Genomic DNA, 16,140 nt, shown 5'->3' with positions numbered 1-16,140 from the left:
GGGTGTGCGGTGGACGACTGTGCGCCCTCGCCGTGCGGGGCGGCGCTGCGGAGAGGGCTCAGAACAGCGGCTGGGGAAGGATGCCTTCGAGCGCGAGGAGGCGGCGCTTGGTCTCCAGGCCGCCGCCGAAACCGCCGATCGCCCCGGAACTCTCCAGCACCCGGTGGCAGGGCACCACGACAGGCAGGGGGTTGGCGCCCATGGCCAGGCCGACGGCGCGCGCGGCGCCCGCGTCGCCGACCCGCAGGGCGAGGTCCTGGTAGCCCACGGTGGTCCCGTACGGCACGCCGGCCGCGAGCTCGCGCAGGACCCGCTCGTGGAAGCCGCCGGTCAGCGACCAGTCCAGCGGGACGGTGAAGGGGCCGGTGGCGCCGTCGAAGTAGTGGTCGAGTTCGGTGACGGCCGTGGCGAGGTGGGCGTCGGCGGCGGGGGAGGACCCCGCGGCGCCCAGCCGCCCCGACAGCCGTGTCAGGGCCTTCTCCAATATGCGGCCCGACGCATGGAAGACCACGTTGACCAGGCCCTTGTCGGTGGCCGCGAGCAGCAGCGGCCCGATGGGGGTCTCCCGCACCGCCCGGGCCGAGGCGGTGGCCGGAGCCCCGGCGGCCGCGGCCGCCGGCGTGTCCGGTCCCGCCTGTCCGTCCGACGGCCCGCCGGGAGGCTCCACCGTGGTGTCAGTCATACAGGCACCCTAGAGCCGCCCACTGACAACCCCCGCCGACAGGTCTCCGGGGCCCACGGAGCCACGGGCGACGGGCCCGCGGACGGCGGGGCCCGCCGCCGGCCGGGTCGGCCCGGCCGACCCGGCCGGCGGGCGTCTCACCGACGGTGGCTCAGCTCGTGGGGGTGGCGGCCTTCGCCACGGCGTCGCTGACCACGTCGGGCTTGTTGGAGATGATGCCGTCCACCCCGGCGTCGGCGACCTTGCGGGCGGTCTCGGCGTCGTTCACGGTCCAGGTGAACACCTCCAGCCGCTTGTGGTGCGGGCCCTTGAGCGCGTGGACGGCGTCCACGTACTTCTTGGTGGCGTCCGCCGAGGTGGGGTTGATCTGGTCGGCGAACTTCGCGTAGTCCTTCAGTTCGTTCGTCTTGGGCGTGCCCAGGAAGCCTGTCTTCACCGCCGGGTTCTGCTGGTGCACCTTGGTGATCGCGTTCTTGTCGAAGCTCTGGATGATGAGCTTGCTCTTGGTGTGCTTGCGGTCCAGCCACCCCTCGGTCCGCAGCTCGCCGAGGGTCTGCCGCTCGATGTCGGGGTAGAGCTCGGGCGACTTCAGCTCCAGCAGGAGGTCCTGTCCGTTGCGGGTGATGCGGTCCAGGTACTCCGCCAGGGTCGGGATGCGCTCGCCTTTGAACTCGCTGCCGAACCAGCTGCCCGCGTCGAGCGTCTTGATCTCCTTGAGGGTGAAGTCGGTGACGTTCCAGGGGCTGCGGTCCGGGAAGCGGTCCTCGACGTCTGTGGTGCGGGAGAGCGTGGTGTCGTGGATGACGACCAGCTTTCCGTCCTTGGTGCGCTGCACGTCGTTCTCGACCCAGTCGATGCCCATCTCGTGCGCCTTGTCGACGGCGGCCAGAGTGTTCTCCGGCGCGTCACCGGATGCTCCTCTGTGCGCCACCGTCAGCGGTGCGTGAGGGGGTTTTCTGCTCTCCGCCGTCGGCGAGGGAGCGTCGGACTGCGGCGAGGCGGCGGAGTCTACGACAGGCTCCGGCGTCTGTCTCGCCGACCGCTCGGAGGCCGTGGCGGCCGGAGCGGCGGTGAGGAAGAGCGCGCTCATACCCAGCAGCGCGCCTGTGGCGGCAGCGGTCAGCGGGCGTATCGACATGCGGGACTCCTCGCTTGTGCCTGCACGGACTGCGGAAACAGTTCCCGATGCGCAATACAAACAAGCGGGGACAAAGTGGCGTAGAGCTGAACGAGCAGTGTCCAAGTCTGTGACCTGCAATGAAAGAAATTGGCAGCTATCTGCCAGTGGGGGGTAGTTTGCGAGCCCGGGGCGGGTGTCAGCGCCGAGTCGTACGGTGGTGAGCATGCGGCCCAACACCGAGATCGAACGCAAGGTGGCGCCCTTCGAGGTCGTCAGCCCCTATCAGCCCAGCGGTGACCAGCCGACCGCCATCGCGGAGCTCGCACAGCGGGTGACCGGCGGTGAGAAGGACGTGGTCCTGCTGGGTGCGACGGGTACGGGCAAGTCGGCCACCACCGCGTGGATGATCGAGAAGCTCCAGCGTCCGACCCTGGTGATGGCGCCGAACAAGACGCTGGCGGCGCAGCTCGCCAACGAGTTCCGCGAGCTGCTGCCGAACAACGCGGTCGAGTACTTCGTCTCGTATTACGACTACTACCAGCCGGAGGCCTACGTCCCGCAGACGGACACCTACATCGAGAAGGACTCCTCGATCAACGAGGAGGTCGAACGGCTGCGTCACAGCGCCACGAACTCGCTGCTCACCCGCCGTGACGTCGTCGTGGTCGCCTCCGTCTCCTGCATCTACGGCCTGGGCACCCCGCAGGAGTACGTGGACCGCATGGTGAAGCTGAAGGTGGGGGACGAGTTCGACCGGGACGAACTGCTGCGCCGCTTCGTGGACATCCAGTACACGCGCAACGACATGTCGTTCACCCGCGGCACCTTCCGGGTCCGCGGGGACACGATCGAGATCTTCCCGGTCTACGAGGAGCTGGCGGTCCGCATCGAGATGTTCGGTGACGAGGTCGAGGCCCTCTCCACGCTCCATCCGATCACCGGCGAGGTGATCTCGGACGATCACGAGCTGTACGTCTTCCCCGCCTCGCACTACGTGGCGGGTCCGGAGCGCATGGAGCGCGCCATCACGGCCATCGAGGCGGAGCTGGCCGAGACGCTGACGTCGATGGAGAAGCAGGGCAAGCTGCTGGAGGCCCAGCGGCTGCGGATGCGCACGACGTACGACATCGAGATGATGCGCCAGATCGGCACCTGCTCGGGGATCGAGAACTACTCGCGGCACATCGACGGCCGTGACCCGGGCTCGGCCCCGCACACCCTGCTGGACTACTTCCCCGACGACTTCCTGCTGGTCATCGACGAGTCGCACCAGACGGTCCCGCAGATCGGCGCCATGTACGAGGGCGACGCGGCGCGTAAGCGCACCCTGATCGACCACGGTTTCCGGCTGCCCTCCGCGCTGGACAACCGCCCGCTGAAGTGGGAGGAGTTCCTGGGGCGCATCGGCCAGACGGTGTACCTGTCGGCGACCCCCGGCCCCTACGAGCTGGCCCGCTCCGACGGATACGTGGAACAGGTCATCCGTCCGACCGGCCTGATCGATCCCGAGGTCGTCGTGAAGCCGACCGAGGGGCAGATCGACGATCTGGTGCACGAGATCCGCACGCGCGAGGAGCGCGACGAGCGGGTGCTGGTCACCACTCTCACCAAGAAGATGGCCGAGGACCTGACGGACTACTTCCTGGAGCTGGGCATCCAGGTCCGCTACCTGCACAGCGACGTGGACACGTTGCGCCGCATCGAGCTGCTGCGGGAGCTGCGCGCCGGCGAGTACGACGTCCTGGTGGGTATCAACCTGCTCCGTGAGGGTCTCGACCTGCCCGAGGTCTCCCTGGTGGCCATTCTCGACGCCGACAAGGAAGGCTTCCTGCGCTCGGGTACGTCCCTCATCCAGACGATCGGCCGTGCGGCGCGCAACGTCTCCGGGCAGGTCCACATGTACGCCGACCAGGTCACCCCCGGTATGCGGCGCGCCATCGACGAGACCAACCGGCGCCGTGAGAAGCAGGTCGCCTACAACGAGGAGCACGGCATCGATCCCGAGCCGCTTCGCAAGAAGATCGGTGACATCGTCGCGGACATCGCCCGCGAGGAGATCGACACCGAGGCCCTGCTGGACACCGGCTACCGCCAGCGGGACGAGACGGGCAAGGGCGGCAAGGCCGCGAAGGGCAAGGCGCCCACCCCGGCCAAGAGCAAGCGGGCGAAGGAGGCGGAGCTGACCGACCGTCCCGCCGCCGAGCTCGCGGAGACCATCGAGGAGCTGACCGAGCGGATGCGGACCGCCGCGGCCGAGCTCCAGTTCGAGGTGGCGGCGCGGCTGCGCGACGAGGTCGGCGAGCTGAAGAAGGAGCTCCGTCAGATGAAGGAAGTGGGGCTCAAATAGCGCGCGTGTCCCGCTGCTCCTCCGGCGACCCGCGGGGCACCCGCCGAGTGTTGCAAGACCGACACAAGAAGCGGGCGGCCACCCGGCCTGTCAGTGCTCTTGCGTAGGGTTCTGTGCCTGGTGGCCGTCGCTCGTGCGGCGGCCCCTGTTCACAGGTCAGAGAGGGGACGCACGTGACGGTCAACTTGTCCAAGGGCCAGGCGATCAGCCTGCAGAAGAGCGACGGGGGCACGCTCACCGCGGTGCGCATGGGGCTGGGCTGGCAGGCGGCGCAGCGCCGGGGGCTGTTCGGCAAGCGCACCAAGGAGATCGACCTCGACGCCTCGGCGGTGCTGTTCGCCGACAAGCAGCCCGTCGACGTGGTCTTCTTCCGTCATCTGGTCAGCGACGACGGCTCGGTCAAGCACACCGGTGACAACCTGGTGGGCGGCGCGGGCCAGGGCGGCGACGACGAGGCGATCATGGTCGATCTCCAGCGCGTCCCGGTCCACATCGATCAGATCGTCTTCACGGTCAACTCCTTCACGGGCCAGACCTTCGCCGAGGTGGAGAACGCGTTCTGCCGTCTCATCGACGAGACCACCGGCCAGGAGATGGCCCGCTACACGCTCACCGGCGGTGGCCAGTACACGGCGCAGATCATGGCGAAGGTGCACCGCCAGGGCGACGGCTGGCAGATGACCGCCCTCGGCGACCCGGCCAACGGCCGCACGTTCCAGGACCTGATGCCGGCGATCCTGCCGAAGCTGTGAGCGCGGGCTCGGTCCTGTCGCGGGTGTGATGAACCACTGGGGGAGAGCGCGAGGATGACGGCGGAGCTGGTCCGGGGGCAGAACCATCCCCTGCCCGGGAGCCGGGTGGAGATCCGGGTGACGGCGGACACGCCCGTCATCGCCGGGGCGACGTTCAACGACGAGCACGGCCGGATGCGCGACGCCGGGTGGATCGCCCATCCGGCCGAGCCGCACCTGCCGGGCGTCGAGGTCTCCCGGCAGGCCGCGGCCGTCCACCGGCTCGCCGTCGACCTGGCGGCCGTTCCCGAGGACGTCCACCGGGTCAACATCATGCTGGCCCTGCCGGCCCGTACGGGCGGGCCGGGCCGGTTCGCCGGGCTGGCCGCCCCCTGCTTCGCGGTGACGGGCCTGGACGGCCAGGAGATCGCCGGATACGAGGTGACGGGGCTGTCCGCCGAATCGGCCGTGGTCGCTCTGGAGCTGTATCCACGGGCAGGCACGTGGAAGGTGCGGGCGGTCGGTCAGGGATACGCGGAAGGTCTCGCCGCGATGCTCGCCGACCAGGGCTTGTCCGACGCGCGAGGCCTCGCCGACACCATCGACGAGGCCGTGGCCGCCGGAATGGCCCGCTCCGTGGCGCCGCCGCAGCAGCCTGCCCGTCGCCCCGAGGCCGTGGGCACCGAGAGCGCCGGCGCCGTAGGCGCCGCGAGCACGGGCCGCCCCCGCGGCGAGCAGCCCGCCGCCTCCGCGGACCAGCCGTCGGAGCCTGCCCGGGGCGGGGCGCCCGTAGCGGGCGGAGGTACCCGGGACGGGGCCCCGGTGGCGGGCGGCGGCCCCATCGACTACCGGCATCCCCGGCGCGCGGCCGCCACACCACCCGCCGGGCGGCAGCCGTCCCCGCAACCGCCGGTCCCGACCGCGGGGCCGCAGCCCATCGCGGCTCCGCAGGGCGGGCCAGGACAGGACGCGGGGCCCGTCGCGGGTGACGCGCCCGGATGGTCGATGGAGGAGCGCCTCCACAACCAGGTGTGGGGCATGTTCGAGGACCTGGCCCGCACGGTCGCGGCCTACCGCTCCGCCGTCGACTTCGCCGACACCCGGATGGAGCGCGAGCTCGAAGGGGTGCTCGGCGATCCCCGCGCCCGCGTCAGCCCCGTTGCCGACGCGGCCCGCGCCGAGGCGCGTGCCAAGCACGGCGCACTCGTCGAGCAGGCCCGCACCGTGCTGGAGCGGGACGTTTCCCAGCTGGAGGCGGAGGCCGAGGTGGTCGAGCCCGCGCTGCCGCCCGCGCTGGCCCGCTGGGACAACCCGGTCTGGCAGGCGTACGAGCCGCCGGCCGAGCGGCCGATGTCCCTGCGCGTGGGGGATCTGAGCCTGGCCGAGAGCGGCGGGCTGCGCATCCCGCTGCTGGTGCGGCTGCCGCTGGAGCGCGGGCTGTGGATCGACAGCGGGCGGCCGCGCGGGAGCGAGGCGGGGTCGGCGGACCAGGACGAGCTGCGGCGCCTGGCGGCGCAGACGGCCACGGTGCTGGCGGCCCACTTCGTCGCCGTCCACCCGGTCGACCAGCTGACGCTCCACGTCATCGACCCGGCGGGTGCGGCGGCCACCGCGCTGCTCCCGTTGGTCGAATCGGGCGCGCTGCGCAATCCGCCGGCCGCGGGCGCCTCCGGAGTGGCGCGCACGCTGGAGCGCCTGACCCAGCGGGTGGATCTGGTGCAGATGGCTGTACGCAGCAAGGCCACCGACGCGCTTCCGCCGGATCTGGACCTGGCGGACCAACTGCTGATCGTCCACGACTTCCCGCACGGCTTCGACGACCGCGCCGTCAACCAGCTGCGCTACCTCGCGGACGAGGGTCCCTCGGTCGGCGTGGGCCTGATGATGGTCGCCGACCGGGACGAGGCGCGCGGTTACGGCCCCGTACTCGATCCGCTGTGGCGGTCGCTGCTGCGGCTGACCCCGGTGCCGGACGACCACCTCGCCGACCCGTGGGTGGGCCACGCGTGGACGTACGAGCCGCCGGTGGTGCCGAGCGGCAGCCAGGTCCTTGCGCAGGTGCTGCGCCGCGTCGTGGCGGCCCGCGGGTCCACGGAGGCCTGAGCACCCTCCGCTCGTGTTCCTTCCGGTCTCCGGACCGCTTCGCCGGCGGCCCGGGCGGGCCCCCACCACCCGGGGCTTTACCTTTTCATGGGATTGCTTTACTCTTTCTTGCAACGGAGGGGAGTATTCCCAGCCACGCGGCGACCCCGTCAGTACGGGCCGGTCAGGGACGGTCCCGGGGCGCTGGCCCGGTCGCTGTGGGCGCGGTCCCGGGTGGAAGAGACCTCCGGCCCATGCTCGAATGCAAGCCGGAGGAATTTCATGGACGTATCCATGACCACTTGGGTGCTGACCATCGTGGGTCTGTGCGCCCTCATCGCCGTCGACTTCTTCATAGGCGGCCGCAAGCCGCACGAGGTCTCCCTCAAGGAAGCCGGGATCTGGACCACGGTCTGGATCGTCCTCGCCGGGCTCTTCGGACTCGGCGTCGCCCTGCTCGGGGGAGGCGAGGCCTCGGGAGAGTTCTTCGCCGGTTTCATCACGGAGAAGTCCCTCAGCGTCGACAACCTCTTCGTCTTCGTCCTGATCATGGCGAAGTTCGCGGTGCCGACGATCTACCAACAGCGGGTGCTGATGGTGGGTGTCCTGATCGCGCTGGTGCTGCGCGGCATCTTCATCGCGGCCGGTGCGGCCATCATCTCGACCTTCTCCTGGGTCTTCTTCATCTTCGGCGCGTTCCTCATCTGGACGGCCTGGAAGCTCATCCAGGAGGCCCGCTCCGACGAGGAGGACGAGGAGGACGAGGAGTTCGAGGAGAACCGGCTGCTCAAGGCCGTCGAGCGCCGTTTCCCCTCCACGGACAAGTACCACGGCACCAAGCTGACGATCGTCGAGAACGGCAAGCGGCTGATGACGCCGATGCTGATCGTGATGCTCGCGATCGGCACGACGGACGTGCTCTTCGCGCTGGACTCCATCCCGGCGATCTTCGGTCTCACCCAGGACCCGTACATCGTCTTCACCGCCAACGCGTTCGCCCTGATGGGGCTGCGCCAGCTGTACTTCCTCATCGGGGGGCTGCTGAAGAAGCTGGTCCACCTCTCATACGGGCTCTCGGTGATTCTCGGCTTCATCGGCGTCAAGCTGGTGCTGCACGCCCTTCACGAGACCGGGGTGCACGTCCCGGAGATCAGCATTCCGGTTTCCCTGGGCGTCATCTGCGCCGTGCTGATCGTCACCACCATCACGTCACTGATGGCCTCCAAGAAGCAGGCGCAGGTCGAGGACGCCGCCGAGGGGGACGGCGCTCGCTCCACCAGGAAGGGGCAGGACGCCGACGCCGAGCACAGGGCCGACGTCGACTCCTGACAACCGACCTCCCGGCTCCGCCCCGTCACTCCTTCCGGTAGGGGGCGGGGCCGGGAGTTGTTCAGCGGTTCGGTGAGCGGCGCACGGCGGTCCGGTGGTCGCTCAGCGGGTGACCGTCACCCTCTGCGCGGCGCGCTCCCCGTTCACGAGCACCGAAAGAGTGACCGTGCCGGGCCTCTTCCCGGTCAGGGCGCCGCTGCGGGGGTCGTAGGAGGCCACACAGCGCCCCCGGGGCACGTGCCCCTGCACGCACAGTCCCGGCGACCCCGGCCAGTCCGCGCTCACCGGCCAGCCGACGGGGACCCGGCGGGTGACCGGTCCGCTGCCCTGTTCGACGGTGGCCGTCGCCGTCGCCTCGCCGCCCACCGCGAGCCGTGCCGGTGCCTCGAGCGTCAGCCCGTCCACGTGGGCGCGGGTCTGGGCCGCGATCCAGTCGCCGTCCCGCCCGGGACGCCCCCTGTCGACACCCAGCAGCGACCAGCCGGTGAACCCGCCCGCGTCCGGCGCGGACGCGGGCGCCTTGCCGGCGTTTCCGTTCACGAGATAGGGCACACCGTCCACCCGGGAGGCGTCGAACGCTCCGACGTGTCCCGCCACCAGTACCGCACCCTTGCCCGAGCGGGCACGGAAGTCGGCGAGCCAGTCCTCCAGCAGATCGGCCTCCATCCGGTCGGTGAGCCGACTGGCCTTCTGCGGTGTCGGGTCGCGCGGCGGCACGTGCTCGATGACGGCGACCGAGGTGACGCCGCGATCCCGCGCGGCGTCGTCCAGCTGCCGTCGCACCGCGCGGAACTGCGCGTATCCGCCGCCCCGCACCGTCAGCGAGGAGGTGTCGAGGGTGATGAACCGCGTCCCCTTGTGGTCGAACGTGCGCTGTGACGGGCCGAACTCCTCGACGAAGTTGTCGATCGAACCACCCATCACCTCGTGGTTCCCCGGCACGTAGTACCAGTCGACGGCGTCGCCCAGCTCCTCCTCCAGCAGCCTGCGGGCGAACCGCAGGTCCTCCGGCGACCCCTCGTCCACCAGGTCACCGTTGACGACGACGAAGTCGGGCCGTGCCGCACGGATCTCCCGCAGCGTGCGCCGGGCCTGCCGCACCGCCTCACTGTCCGGGTCGCGTGCCACGAACTGGGCGTCGGACATCACCGCGAACCGCCAGTCCCGCCCGGCCACATCCGAGGCGGTGGAGATCAACGGATCGTGCGGGCGCGCGGCGGACGGCAGGTCGACATCCGGCGGGGTGCGGGCCACCAGCTCGTCCAGCACCACCTCGCTCTTGTACTGGGCCGTCGGCCGGGTCTCGGCCAGATAGAAACGGTGCAGCTTCAGGGGGTACGCCACCCCTTCGGGCACGTCGAAGGTGACCTGACGCCAGCCCCGCCAGTCCACCAGCGGGCCGCGCAGCACCTGGTCGGTGCCCGCGGCGTCCTTGAGGTGGAGGGAGGGCCAGGCACCGGAGCCGTCCCCCTTGATCCACAGGATGAAGCCGCGCGGCTGGCCGGGTACCGCGCGGTCGGTGGGCGGGTTGGCGTAGGCGGCACGCGTGGCCGTCGACCCGGTGAAGTCGTAGCTCAGCTTCAGTCCGCCTCCCTCCTTGCCCGACGGTTCGGGAGCCACGGAGCCCTCCGCGCGGGCCGCGCTGAACGTCCACGCGGAAGCGTCCTCGAAGTCGGCGACTTTCTGTTCGCGGAGTCCCACGGTGACGGCCAGGCGGGTCGTGTGCCCGCCTACCGTGACCGTCACGGTTCCCGACGCCGATTCCTGCCCGCCCCGTGCCTTCACGGTGAACGCACCGGTCGCGGCGTCCTCGTCCGGGGCGACCGAGAAGAGCGAACGGTCGTACGACAGCTCTGCGTCGGCGGGTTCGACGGGGGCACTGTTGCCGTCCGCGTCGTAGCCGACCAGCCCGAAGGAGGCCGTCGCCTGACTGTCGGCCAGTCCGACCCGGTCGGTGGTGGGCCGGACGCGGTCCAGCTCCCCGAGTACACGCAGCTTCGTCGACCCCTTCGCCGTGCCCCGCCGCGCGGTGACCGCCGTGCTGCCGTCCCGGCGTGCGTGGAAGACGCCTCGCGCGTCGACCCGTCCCACGCCGGGCCGCGACGCGTGCCAGGCGGGCCGGGGTGAGCCGGTGGCGGGGCCGTACGTCTCGTCGTATCCGGCGGCGCTCAGCCGCCGGGTCAGACCGGGGAAGACCCGGTCCGGGTGACCGCCCGGCACGGTGTCGGCCGTCGGTGCCTCGTCAGGGTCGATGGCCGTCTCCACCCGGAAGCCGGCCAGCCGCCCTGAGCCGGCGGGGGCGGTCAACGCCAGACCGTTGGGCACCTCGCGCTCCTCCCCGTCCGACGGCGCGTTCTCCAGTTGAAGCTCGTGAGCACCCGGCTCCCGGGCCAGCAGCGTGGAGGAGCCGCCGCCGTCGAGGTTGAGGGCGTTGTAGGCGCCCAACTTCTTCATCATCCGGGCCAGCTCGGTCAGCGTCACGCCGCCGGAGGCCTGTTGGCGGCCGTCCACCGTCAGGACGTGCATGGTGCTTCCGTCCCTGGAGAATCCGACCGCGGTGCGCGGCGCCGCCGTGTTGTTCGGCCTGCCCTCCCAGTCCTGTGGTTCCCCGTCCACGACCAGCAGCCCTCGTCCGCCCACCGCCGTCCGCGGCAGGGACGAACCGTCGGCCGTACGCACGTGGTACTCCACCGTGACCGGATCGCCCGTGCTCAGCGCCGCCAGCCGTTCGGCGCCGTCGCCCCTGCCGAGGAGGACGGTCACCCCCTGCGGGATGTCACCCTTTCCGGGCTTCTGTGCGACGGAGGTGACCCTGCCGTCCTCGACGGTCACCTCTGTCACCTCGGGTTCCTGATCGACCGTCAGCGCCCGGTCGGCCTCCCCCCAATGTGCGTCGTACAGGCCGATACCGTCCTCGGACACGTTCGCCGCGTCCCGGCCGGCGAGCGGTGCGTTACCACCCGGAAGCGTGACGGTGCCCGCGAAGTACAGGTCCAGGATGCGGCCCGCGGCCCCGGGCCCGATGCCGACCGCCTCCGCTGTGCCGGGGGCGGGGGAGTGGGTCGGCTCGCCGTCGCGAATGCCGGGACCGAGGGGGGCGCCCGTCTCGTTGATGTCGAAGAAGTCGGCGTTGATCGCGGCCACCGTCCGGCGGCCCTTGCCCGGATCGTGTGCCTTCGCGAGTTCGCTGACGGTCCGGCGATCGGAGACCTTACCCGTGGACAGGTAGTCCACGCCGGCGTTCCGGCCGCCGCCCAGGTCCACGGAGAGCGCGTCGGCCCGCAGCCACTTGTCGGGCTCCAACCGGGAGAAGGAGGTGAGCTCGGCGCCGGGAGCGAGGGGGCGGGTCGTACGGGTCAGCTTGATGCCGTGCCCGGACGAGTCGCCTGTGCCGTCTGCGCTCCTCGCGCTGTCGGTGCTGTCGGTGCTGTCGGCGGCGGTCGGAAGTGCGGCGCTCCGGGGCGTCGGACCTCCGGGTGTCTGCGGTGTTTCCGCCAGTGCCGCCCCGGCGGGCAGCAGGCCCGTCAGCAGAGCCGAGACGGCCGCTGCCGCGGGCAGCGCCGCCCTCAGGCGGTCTCGGCGTCTTCGGGCGCTCCCGCCCCCGCTCCCGGTCGTCGAGCCCCGGATGCCCCGGGCGCGCCGTGTGCGTGTCGTGGACCTGCTTGCGCGTGCGTGGACTCGTCTCACAACGTCCCCCACAGACAACGGTTTTCTCGGCACTTTCTGCGCACAGTGCGGCACAGGGTCCCAAGACGGACCGGTCTACACCAGAGGGCGGGAGCGAAGTCGGGGGAAACATCGCCCCGCTGGAGGCACACACGACGTGACGGCCGGGGAAACCGCGGCGTTGTGCTCGAACCGCCCTGCATCGATGCGCGAACATGACTCGAAAGAGCTATTTTCGCGCAAGACTCCGCAGGTAGGGGTCGATTGCCGTTGACAACTGCGTGAAACCAGCGGAAACCTTGCAGGAACACGCATCGCGTCGCATGCCGTTTGGTCTCTCAGACACCACCGAAGGACCGCACCATGGCAACACCGAGCATCGCCCAACCGCCACCCTCATCCACCCACCGCACCGGTCGCCTGATCGTGGCGACCGGTGCCGTCGTCGGCGTCGTCTACGGCTACGACACCGGGTCCATCTCCGGCGCCCTGGTCTTCCTGAGCAAGGACTTCGGGCTGAACGCGAGCGAGTCCGGGTTCGTCAACAGCATCCTGGTGCTCGGCAACATCCTGGGCGCTCTGATCGCAGGCCGCCTGTCCGACGCGCTCGGCCGCAAGCCCACGATGGTGATCGTCGCCGCGGCGTACGCCGTCTTCTCGGCGCTCTCCGCGCTCTCACCCACCGTCGTCGTCCTCGATCTGGTGCGCTTCCTGCTCGGCGTCACCATCGGGATCTCCATCGTGGCCGCACCGCTGTTCATCGCCGAATCCACGCCGGCCCGGCTGCGGGGCGCGGCCGTTGCCGGTTACCAGGTCGCCTGCGTCGCCGGCATCACTCTGACCTACTTCGTCAACTGGGGTCTCTCCGGCGGCGGACACTGGCGGATCATGCTCGGACTGGCCGCGATCCCCTCGGCGCTCGTCATCGTCCCGCTGCTGCGGCTTCCCGACAGCCCACGCTGGTACCTCCTCAAAGGCCGGGTGGACGAGGCGGCCCGCGTGATGGCCACAACCGATCCGGACGTGGACCCGGTCGCCGAGAGCGCCGCCATCCAGCGCGAACTGGACGCCGAGCGCGGCGGCCGCGGCGGCTCCCTCGCCCGTATGGTCCGCCGGCCCTTCCTCCGGGCGACCGTCTTCGTGATCGGCATGGGCTTCTTCTGCCAGATCACCGGCATCAACGCCGTGACCTACTACAGCCCCCAGATCTTCGAGACCCTCGGCTTCCACGGCGACGGGCAGAACTTCCTGCTGCCGGCGATCGTCGAGCTGATCTCCCTGGCCGCCACCGTGCTCGCCCTCTTCGTCGTCGACCGCGTCGGCCGCCGTGTCGTCCTGCTCTCCGGGATCGGCACCATGCTGGCCACCCTCGTGGTGCTGGCCGTGGTCTTCGGCACCCACTCCCTCAGCGGCGCCGGCATCTGGATCGGCTTCGGTGCCCTCGCGCTGTTCACCGCCGCCTTCAACTTCGGCTTCGGTTCCCTCATCTGGGTGTACGCGTCCGAGGCGTTCCCCGCGCGGCTGCGCTCGCTGGGCGCCTCCGTGATGCTCACAGCCAACCTCGCGGCGAATCTCCTGGTCGCCCAGTTCTTCCCGTCGGTGCTTGAGGAGCTCGGCGCGACCTGGGCCTTCGGAGGGTTCGCCGTCCTGGTGCTGCTCGCGCTGGCCTTCATGGCCCGGATGGCACCGGAGACCAAGGGCCGGCAGCTGGAGGAGATCCGCGGCTACTGGCAGAACGGCGGCCGCTGGCCGGACGACGCGTCGTCCGGTTCACCCGAAGGGAGAAGGCTCAGCCCGGGTGGCAGCACCGCCGAGCTTCGCACGGGCATCGCCACCTCGGGCGAACGGCCACACCCCTGAGCGTCAGCTCTCCGGGCCGGCGACCAGCTTGCCGTCCCGCACCTGCACCGGCACCGAGGGCAGCGCCTTGGTGGCCGGGCCGTGAGCGACCTTGCCCGAATCGACGTGGAACCGGCTCCCGTGCAGCGGGCAGACGGCAACGTCCCCGTCGACCTCGCCCAGCAGACTGCCCTGGTGGGTGCACACGGCGCTGAACCCCTTGAAGTCGCCCTTCTCGGGCTGGGAGACCAGCAGCTTCTGCTCGGGATACAGCTTGGCACCTCCCACGGGCACGGCCTTGGCCTCGCCCAGGTCGACGGGCTTGTCGGGGCCCTCCGCATCGTCGGAGTCGGACCCGCCGCACGCGGCGGCCGTCAGTCCCAGCGCTGCCAGCGCTGCGCCGCACAGCACGGTGCGGCGCGTAGCCGGTGATTCCTTGCTCGTCGTCACGCGCCGCACTCTACCTTTGGCCTCGGCCAGTGCTCCGCTCTTCAGGGCGGGGGTGAAGGCCATCTCAGACCTGCTTTGACCCGCGCCGTGGGCACGGGGCCGCGGTGTTGTCCTCAGCTCGTGGGGCGCTTCTGGTTCTCGATGTACTGGCGTACGACGGTCAGGGGCGCCCCGCAGCTTCCGGCGAAGTAGGAACCGGATCAGAAGTGACCACCCCGCAGGTATCGGCGCACGTGGGCGTCGTAATCCTTGCGCAGCAGCCGGGCGGATATGCCCTTGGGGGAGTTGGCCAGCTTGGAGAGCTGGACTTTGGGCGGATAGTGCACGAGCAGGTGAACTGCTTCAACTCGGTGAAGTCGGCGCAGACCTCCCGCATGATCTCTTCACAGCGCGTCAGTATGGCGTCCGTCATGGCCTTGCGCCGGTACTTCGTGACGAAAACCAAGTGAAAGTGAAGGTTGCAGACGACATGACCGTTGGTGCGGACATTGGGGTTTTGGGTTCCAGTGTGGTGACATGAACCAATATGTAGGATGATTGCTATGCAGCTTCGGTATGGGTTCCGCCTGTACCCGAACGGCCCGCAGTGCTCGGTGTTGGCCAGGTCGTTCGGGTGCTCGCGGGTTGTCTTCAACGACGCACTCCGCGTCCGGGAGGACGCCCGCGCCGCAGGGCTGCCGTTCGTTTCCTCCGGCGAGCTGTCCAAACGGCTCACGGCGTCGAAGAAGACTCCGGAGCGGGCATGGCTCGGTGAGGTGTCCTCGGTGATCCTCCAGCAGTCCCTTCGGGACCTGGACACCGCATACCGAAACTTCTTCGACTCCCTCAAGGGCAAGCGCCCCACGATGGGGCCGCCCCGCTTCAAGAGCCGCAAGGACAACCGGCAGGCCGTACGGTTCACTGCCAACGCCGGATGGAAGATCACCTCCGGCGGAAAGCTGCGCCTGCCGAAGATCGGCGACGTGAGCGTGAAGTGGTCCCGCTCCCTGCCCTCGGTTCCGTCCACGGTGACCGTGATCAAGGATGCGGCCGGACGGTACTTCGCGAGCTTCATCGTGGAGACCGGGCCGGAAGAGGTCTTGCCGCCAACCACGCCCGAGGTCGGCATCGACCTGGGCCTGTCCCACTTCGCGATCCTCTCGGACGGCACGAAGATCGATTCCCCGCGTTTCCTGCGCCGGGCCGAGAAGAAACTCAAGCGCGCACAGCGGTCCCTGAGCCGGAAGGCCAAGGGGTCGAACAACCGAGGCAAGGCCCGGCTTAAGGTCGCCCGCGCTCACGCGCAGGTCGCCGATGCGCGGCGCGAGTTCCACCACCAGCTCTCCACCAAGATCATTCGCGAGAACCAAGCGATTGCGGTGGAAGATCTGGGGGGTCAAGGGACTCGCCCGCACACGCATGGCCAAGTCCGTGCACGACGCCGGATGGTCGCAGTTCGTGTCCATGCTCGGATACAAGGCCGCCCGGTACGGGCGCACCCTCGTGAGGATCGGCCGGTTCGAGCCGACCTCACAGGTGTGCTCACAGTGCGGCATCAAGGATGGCCCCAAGCCCCTCCAAGTCCGGGAGTGGACGTGCGAGAACTGCGGGGCCGTCCTCGACCGGGACATCAACGCGGCGGTCAACGTCGCCAAAGCCGCAGGTCTTGCGGTTACAGCCTGTCGAGCGCAGATAAGACGGACACCCGTGCCCGCGCAGCGCAAAGAAGCAGGAACCCACCCGAAGGCCAGCCGCACCCCCGGCAGCCAGGCGGGGATCGCCCTCCTTTAGGCGGGCGAGGATTTCAAGTCCTCTTCTGTCCGTTCCGGACACCGGCCCGAAGCGGGCACGCGGTCGCCCGAGGCGGGCACGCGGCTCGCCCGCCGCTCGCTCGGGTGCGGGCTCCGCGGCGACA

9 protein-coding genes and 2 pseudogenes are annotated in these 16,140 nt (G+C 70.1%); 6 read left to right on the top strand and 5 right to left on the bottom strand.

The window, feature by feature from the left end:
- Positions 1-58 precede the first annotated feature (58 nt).
- Together DTL70_RS06635 and DTL70_RS06630 are read right to left on the bottom strand one after the other, a co-directional pair.
- The gene (locus DTL70_RS06635) at positions 59-682 is read right to left on the bottom strand and encodes a methylated-DNA--[protein]-cysteine S-methyltransferase (RefSeq protein WP_114020903.1); all 624 of its coding nucleotides are present in this window, start codon (positions 680-682) and stop codon (positions 59-61) included.
- Between the two features lie 151 nt (positions 683-833).
- Positions 834-1,820 carry a glycerophosphodiester phosphodiesterase gene (locus DTL70_RS06630; RefSeq protein WP_114020902.1) on the bottom strand — a complete coding sequence of 329 codons (987 nt, stop codon included), beginning with the start codon at positions 1,818-1,820 and terminating at the stop codon, positions 834-836.
- A gap of 205 nt (positions 1,821-2,025) precedes the next feature.
- Here DTL70_RS06630 and uvrB point away from each other — a divergent pair, with 205 nt between their 5' ends.
- The 4 genes from uvrB (at position 2,026) to DTL70_RS06610 (ending at position 8,291) form a co-directional block, all read left to right on the top strand.
- On the top strand, positions 2,026-4,149 hold the full coding sequence (gene uvrB / locus DTL70_RS06625; RefSeq protein WP_114020901.1) for an excinuclease ABC subunit UvrB: 2,124 nt from the start codon (positions 2,026-2,028) through the stop codon (positions 4,147-4,149).
- A 173-nt stretch (positions 4,150-4,322) separates the two neighbouring features.
- Positions 4,323-4,901, top strand: a complete 579-nt coding sequence (locus tag DTL70_RS06620) for a TerD family protein (protein WP_114020900.1) — start codon at positions 4,323-4,325, stop codon at positions 4,899-4,901.
- A gap of 54 nt (positions 4,902-4,955) precedes the next feature.
- On the top strand, positions 4,956-6,983 hold the full coding sequence (locus tag DTL70_RS06615) for a TerD family protein (RefSeq protein ID WP_114020899.1): 2,028 nt from the start codon (positions 4,956-4,958) through the stop codon (positions 6,981-6,983).
- A gap of 261 nt (positions 6,984-7,244) precedes the next feature.
- Positions 7,245-8,291 (top strand): TerC family protein, encoded by a 1,047-nt coding sequence (locus DTL70_RS06610; protein ID WP_114020898.1) that lies wholly within the window; start codon positions 7,245-7,247, stop codon positions 8,289-8,291.
- A 102-nt stretch (positions 8,292-8,393) separates the two neighbouring features.
- On the opposite strand, the gene DTL70_RS06605 is transcribed toward DTL70_RS06610, so the two are convergent.
- Entirely contained in the window at positions 8,394-11,861 is a 3,468-nt protein-coding gene (locus DTL70_RS06605; RefSeq protein WP_425470321.1) for a phosphodiester glycosidase family protein, read from the bottom strand.
- A 459-nt stretch (positions 11,862-12,320) separates the two neighbouring features.
- Here DTL70_RS06605 and DTL70_RS06600 point away from each other — a divergent pair, with 459 nt between their 5' ends.
- On the top strand, positions 12,321-13,817 hold the full coding sequence (locus tag DTL70_RS06600; protein WP_114020897.1) for a sugar porter family MFS transporter: 1,497 nt from the start codon (positions 12,321-12,323) through the stop codon (positions 13,815-13,817).
- Between the two features lie 3 nt (positions 13,818-13,820).
- On the opposite strand, the gene DTL70_RS06595 is transcribed toward DTL70_RS06600, so the two are convergent.
- Both DTL70_RS06595 and tnpA read right to left on the bottom strand, forming a co-directional pair.
- Entirely contained in the window at positions 13,821-14,255 is a 435-nt protein-coding gene (locus DTL70_RS06595) for a Rieske (2Fe-2S) protein (RefSeq protein WP_245979062.1), read from the bottom strand.
- 104 nt (positions 14,256-14,359) lie between these two features.
- Positions 14,360-14,772, bottom strand: a pseudogene (tnpA, locus tag DTL70_RS06590) (IS200/IS605 family transposase).
- 16 nt (positions 14,773-14,788) lie between these two features.
- On the opposite strand from tnpA, the pseudogene DTL70_RS06585 reads away from it, so the two are divergent.
- A pseudogene (locus DTL70_RS06585) lies at positions 14,789-16,016 on the top strand (RNA-guided endonuclease InsQ/TnpB family protein).
- The last annotated feature ends 124 nt before the right edge of the window (positions 16,017-16,140 follow it).

It is taken from the genome of Streptomyces diacarni, assembly GCF_003323715.1.
Taxonomy (GTDB): Bacteria; Actinomycetota; Actinomycetes; order Streptomycetales; family Streptomycetaceae; genus Streptomyces; species Streptomyces diacarni.
Note: the sequence above shows the minus strand (reverse complement) of the source record. Positions and strands in the feature narration are given on the sequence as shown.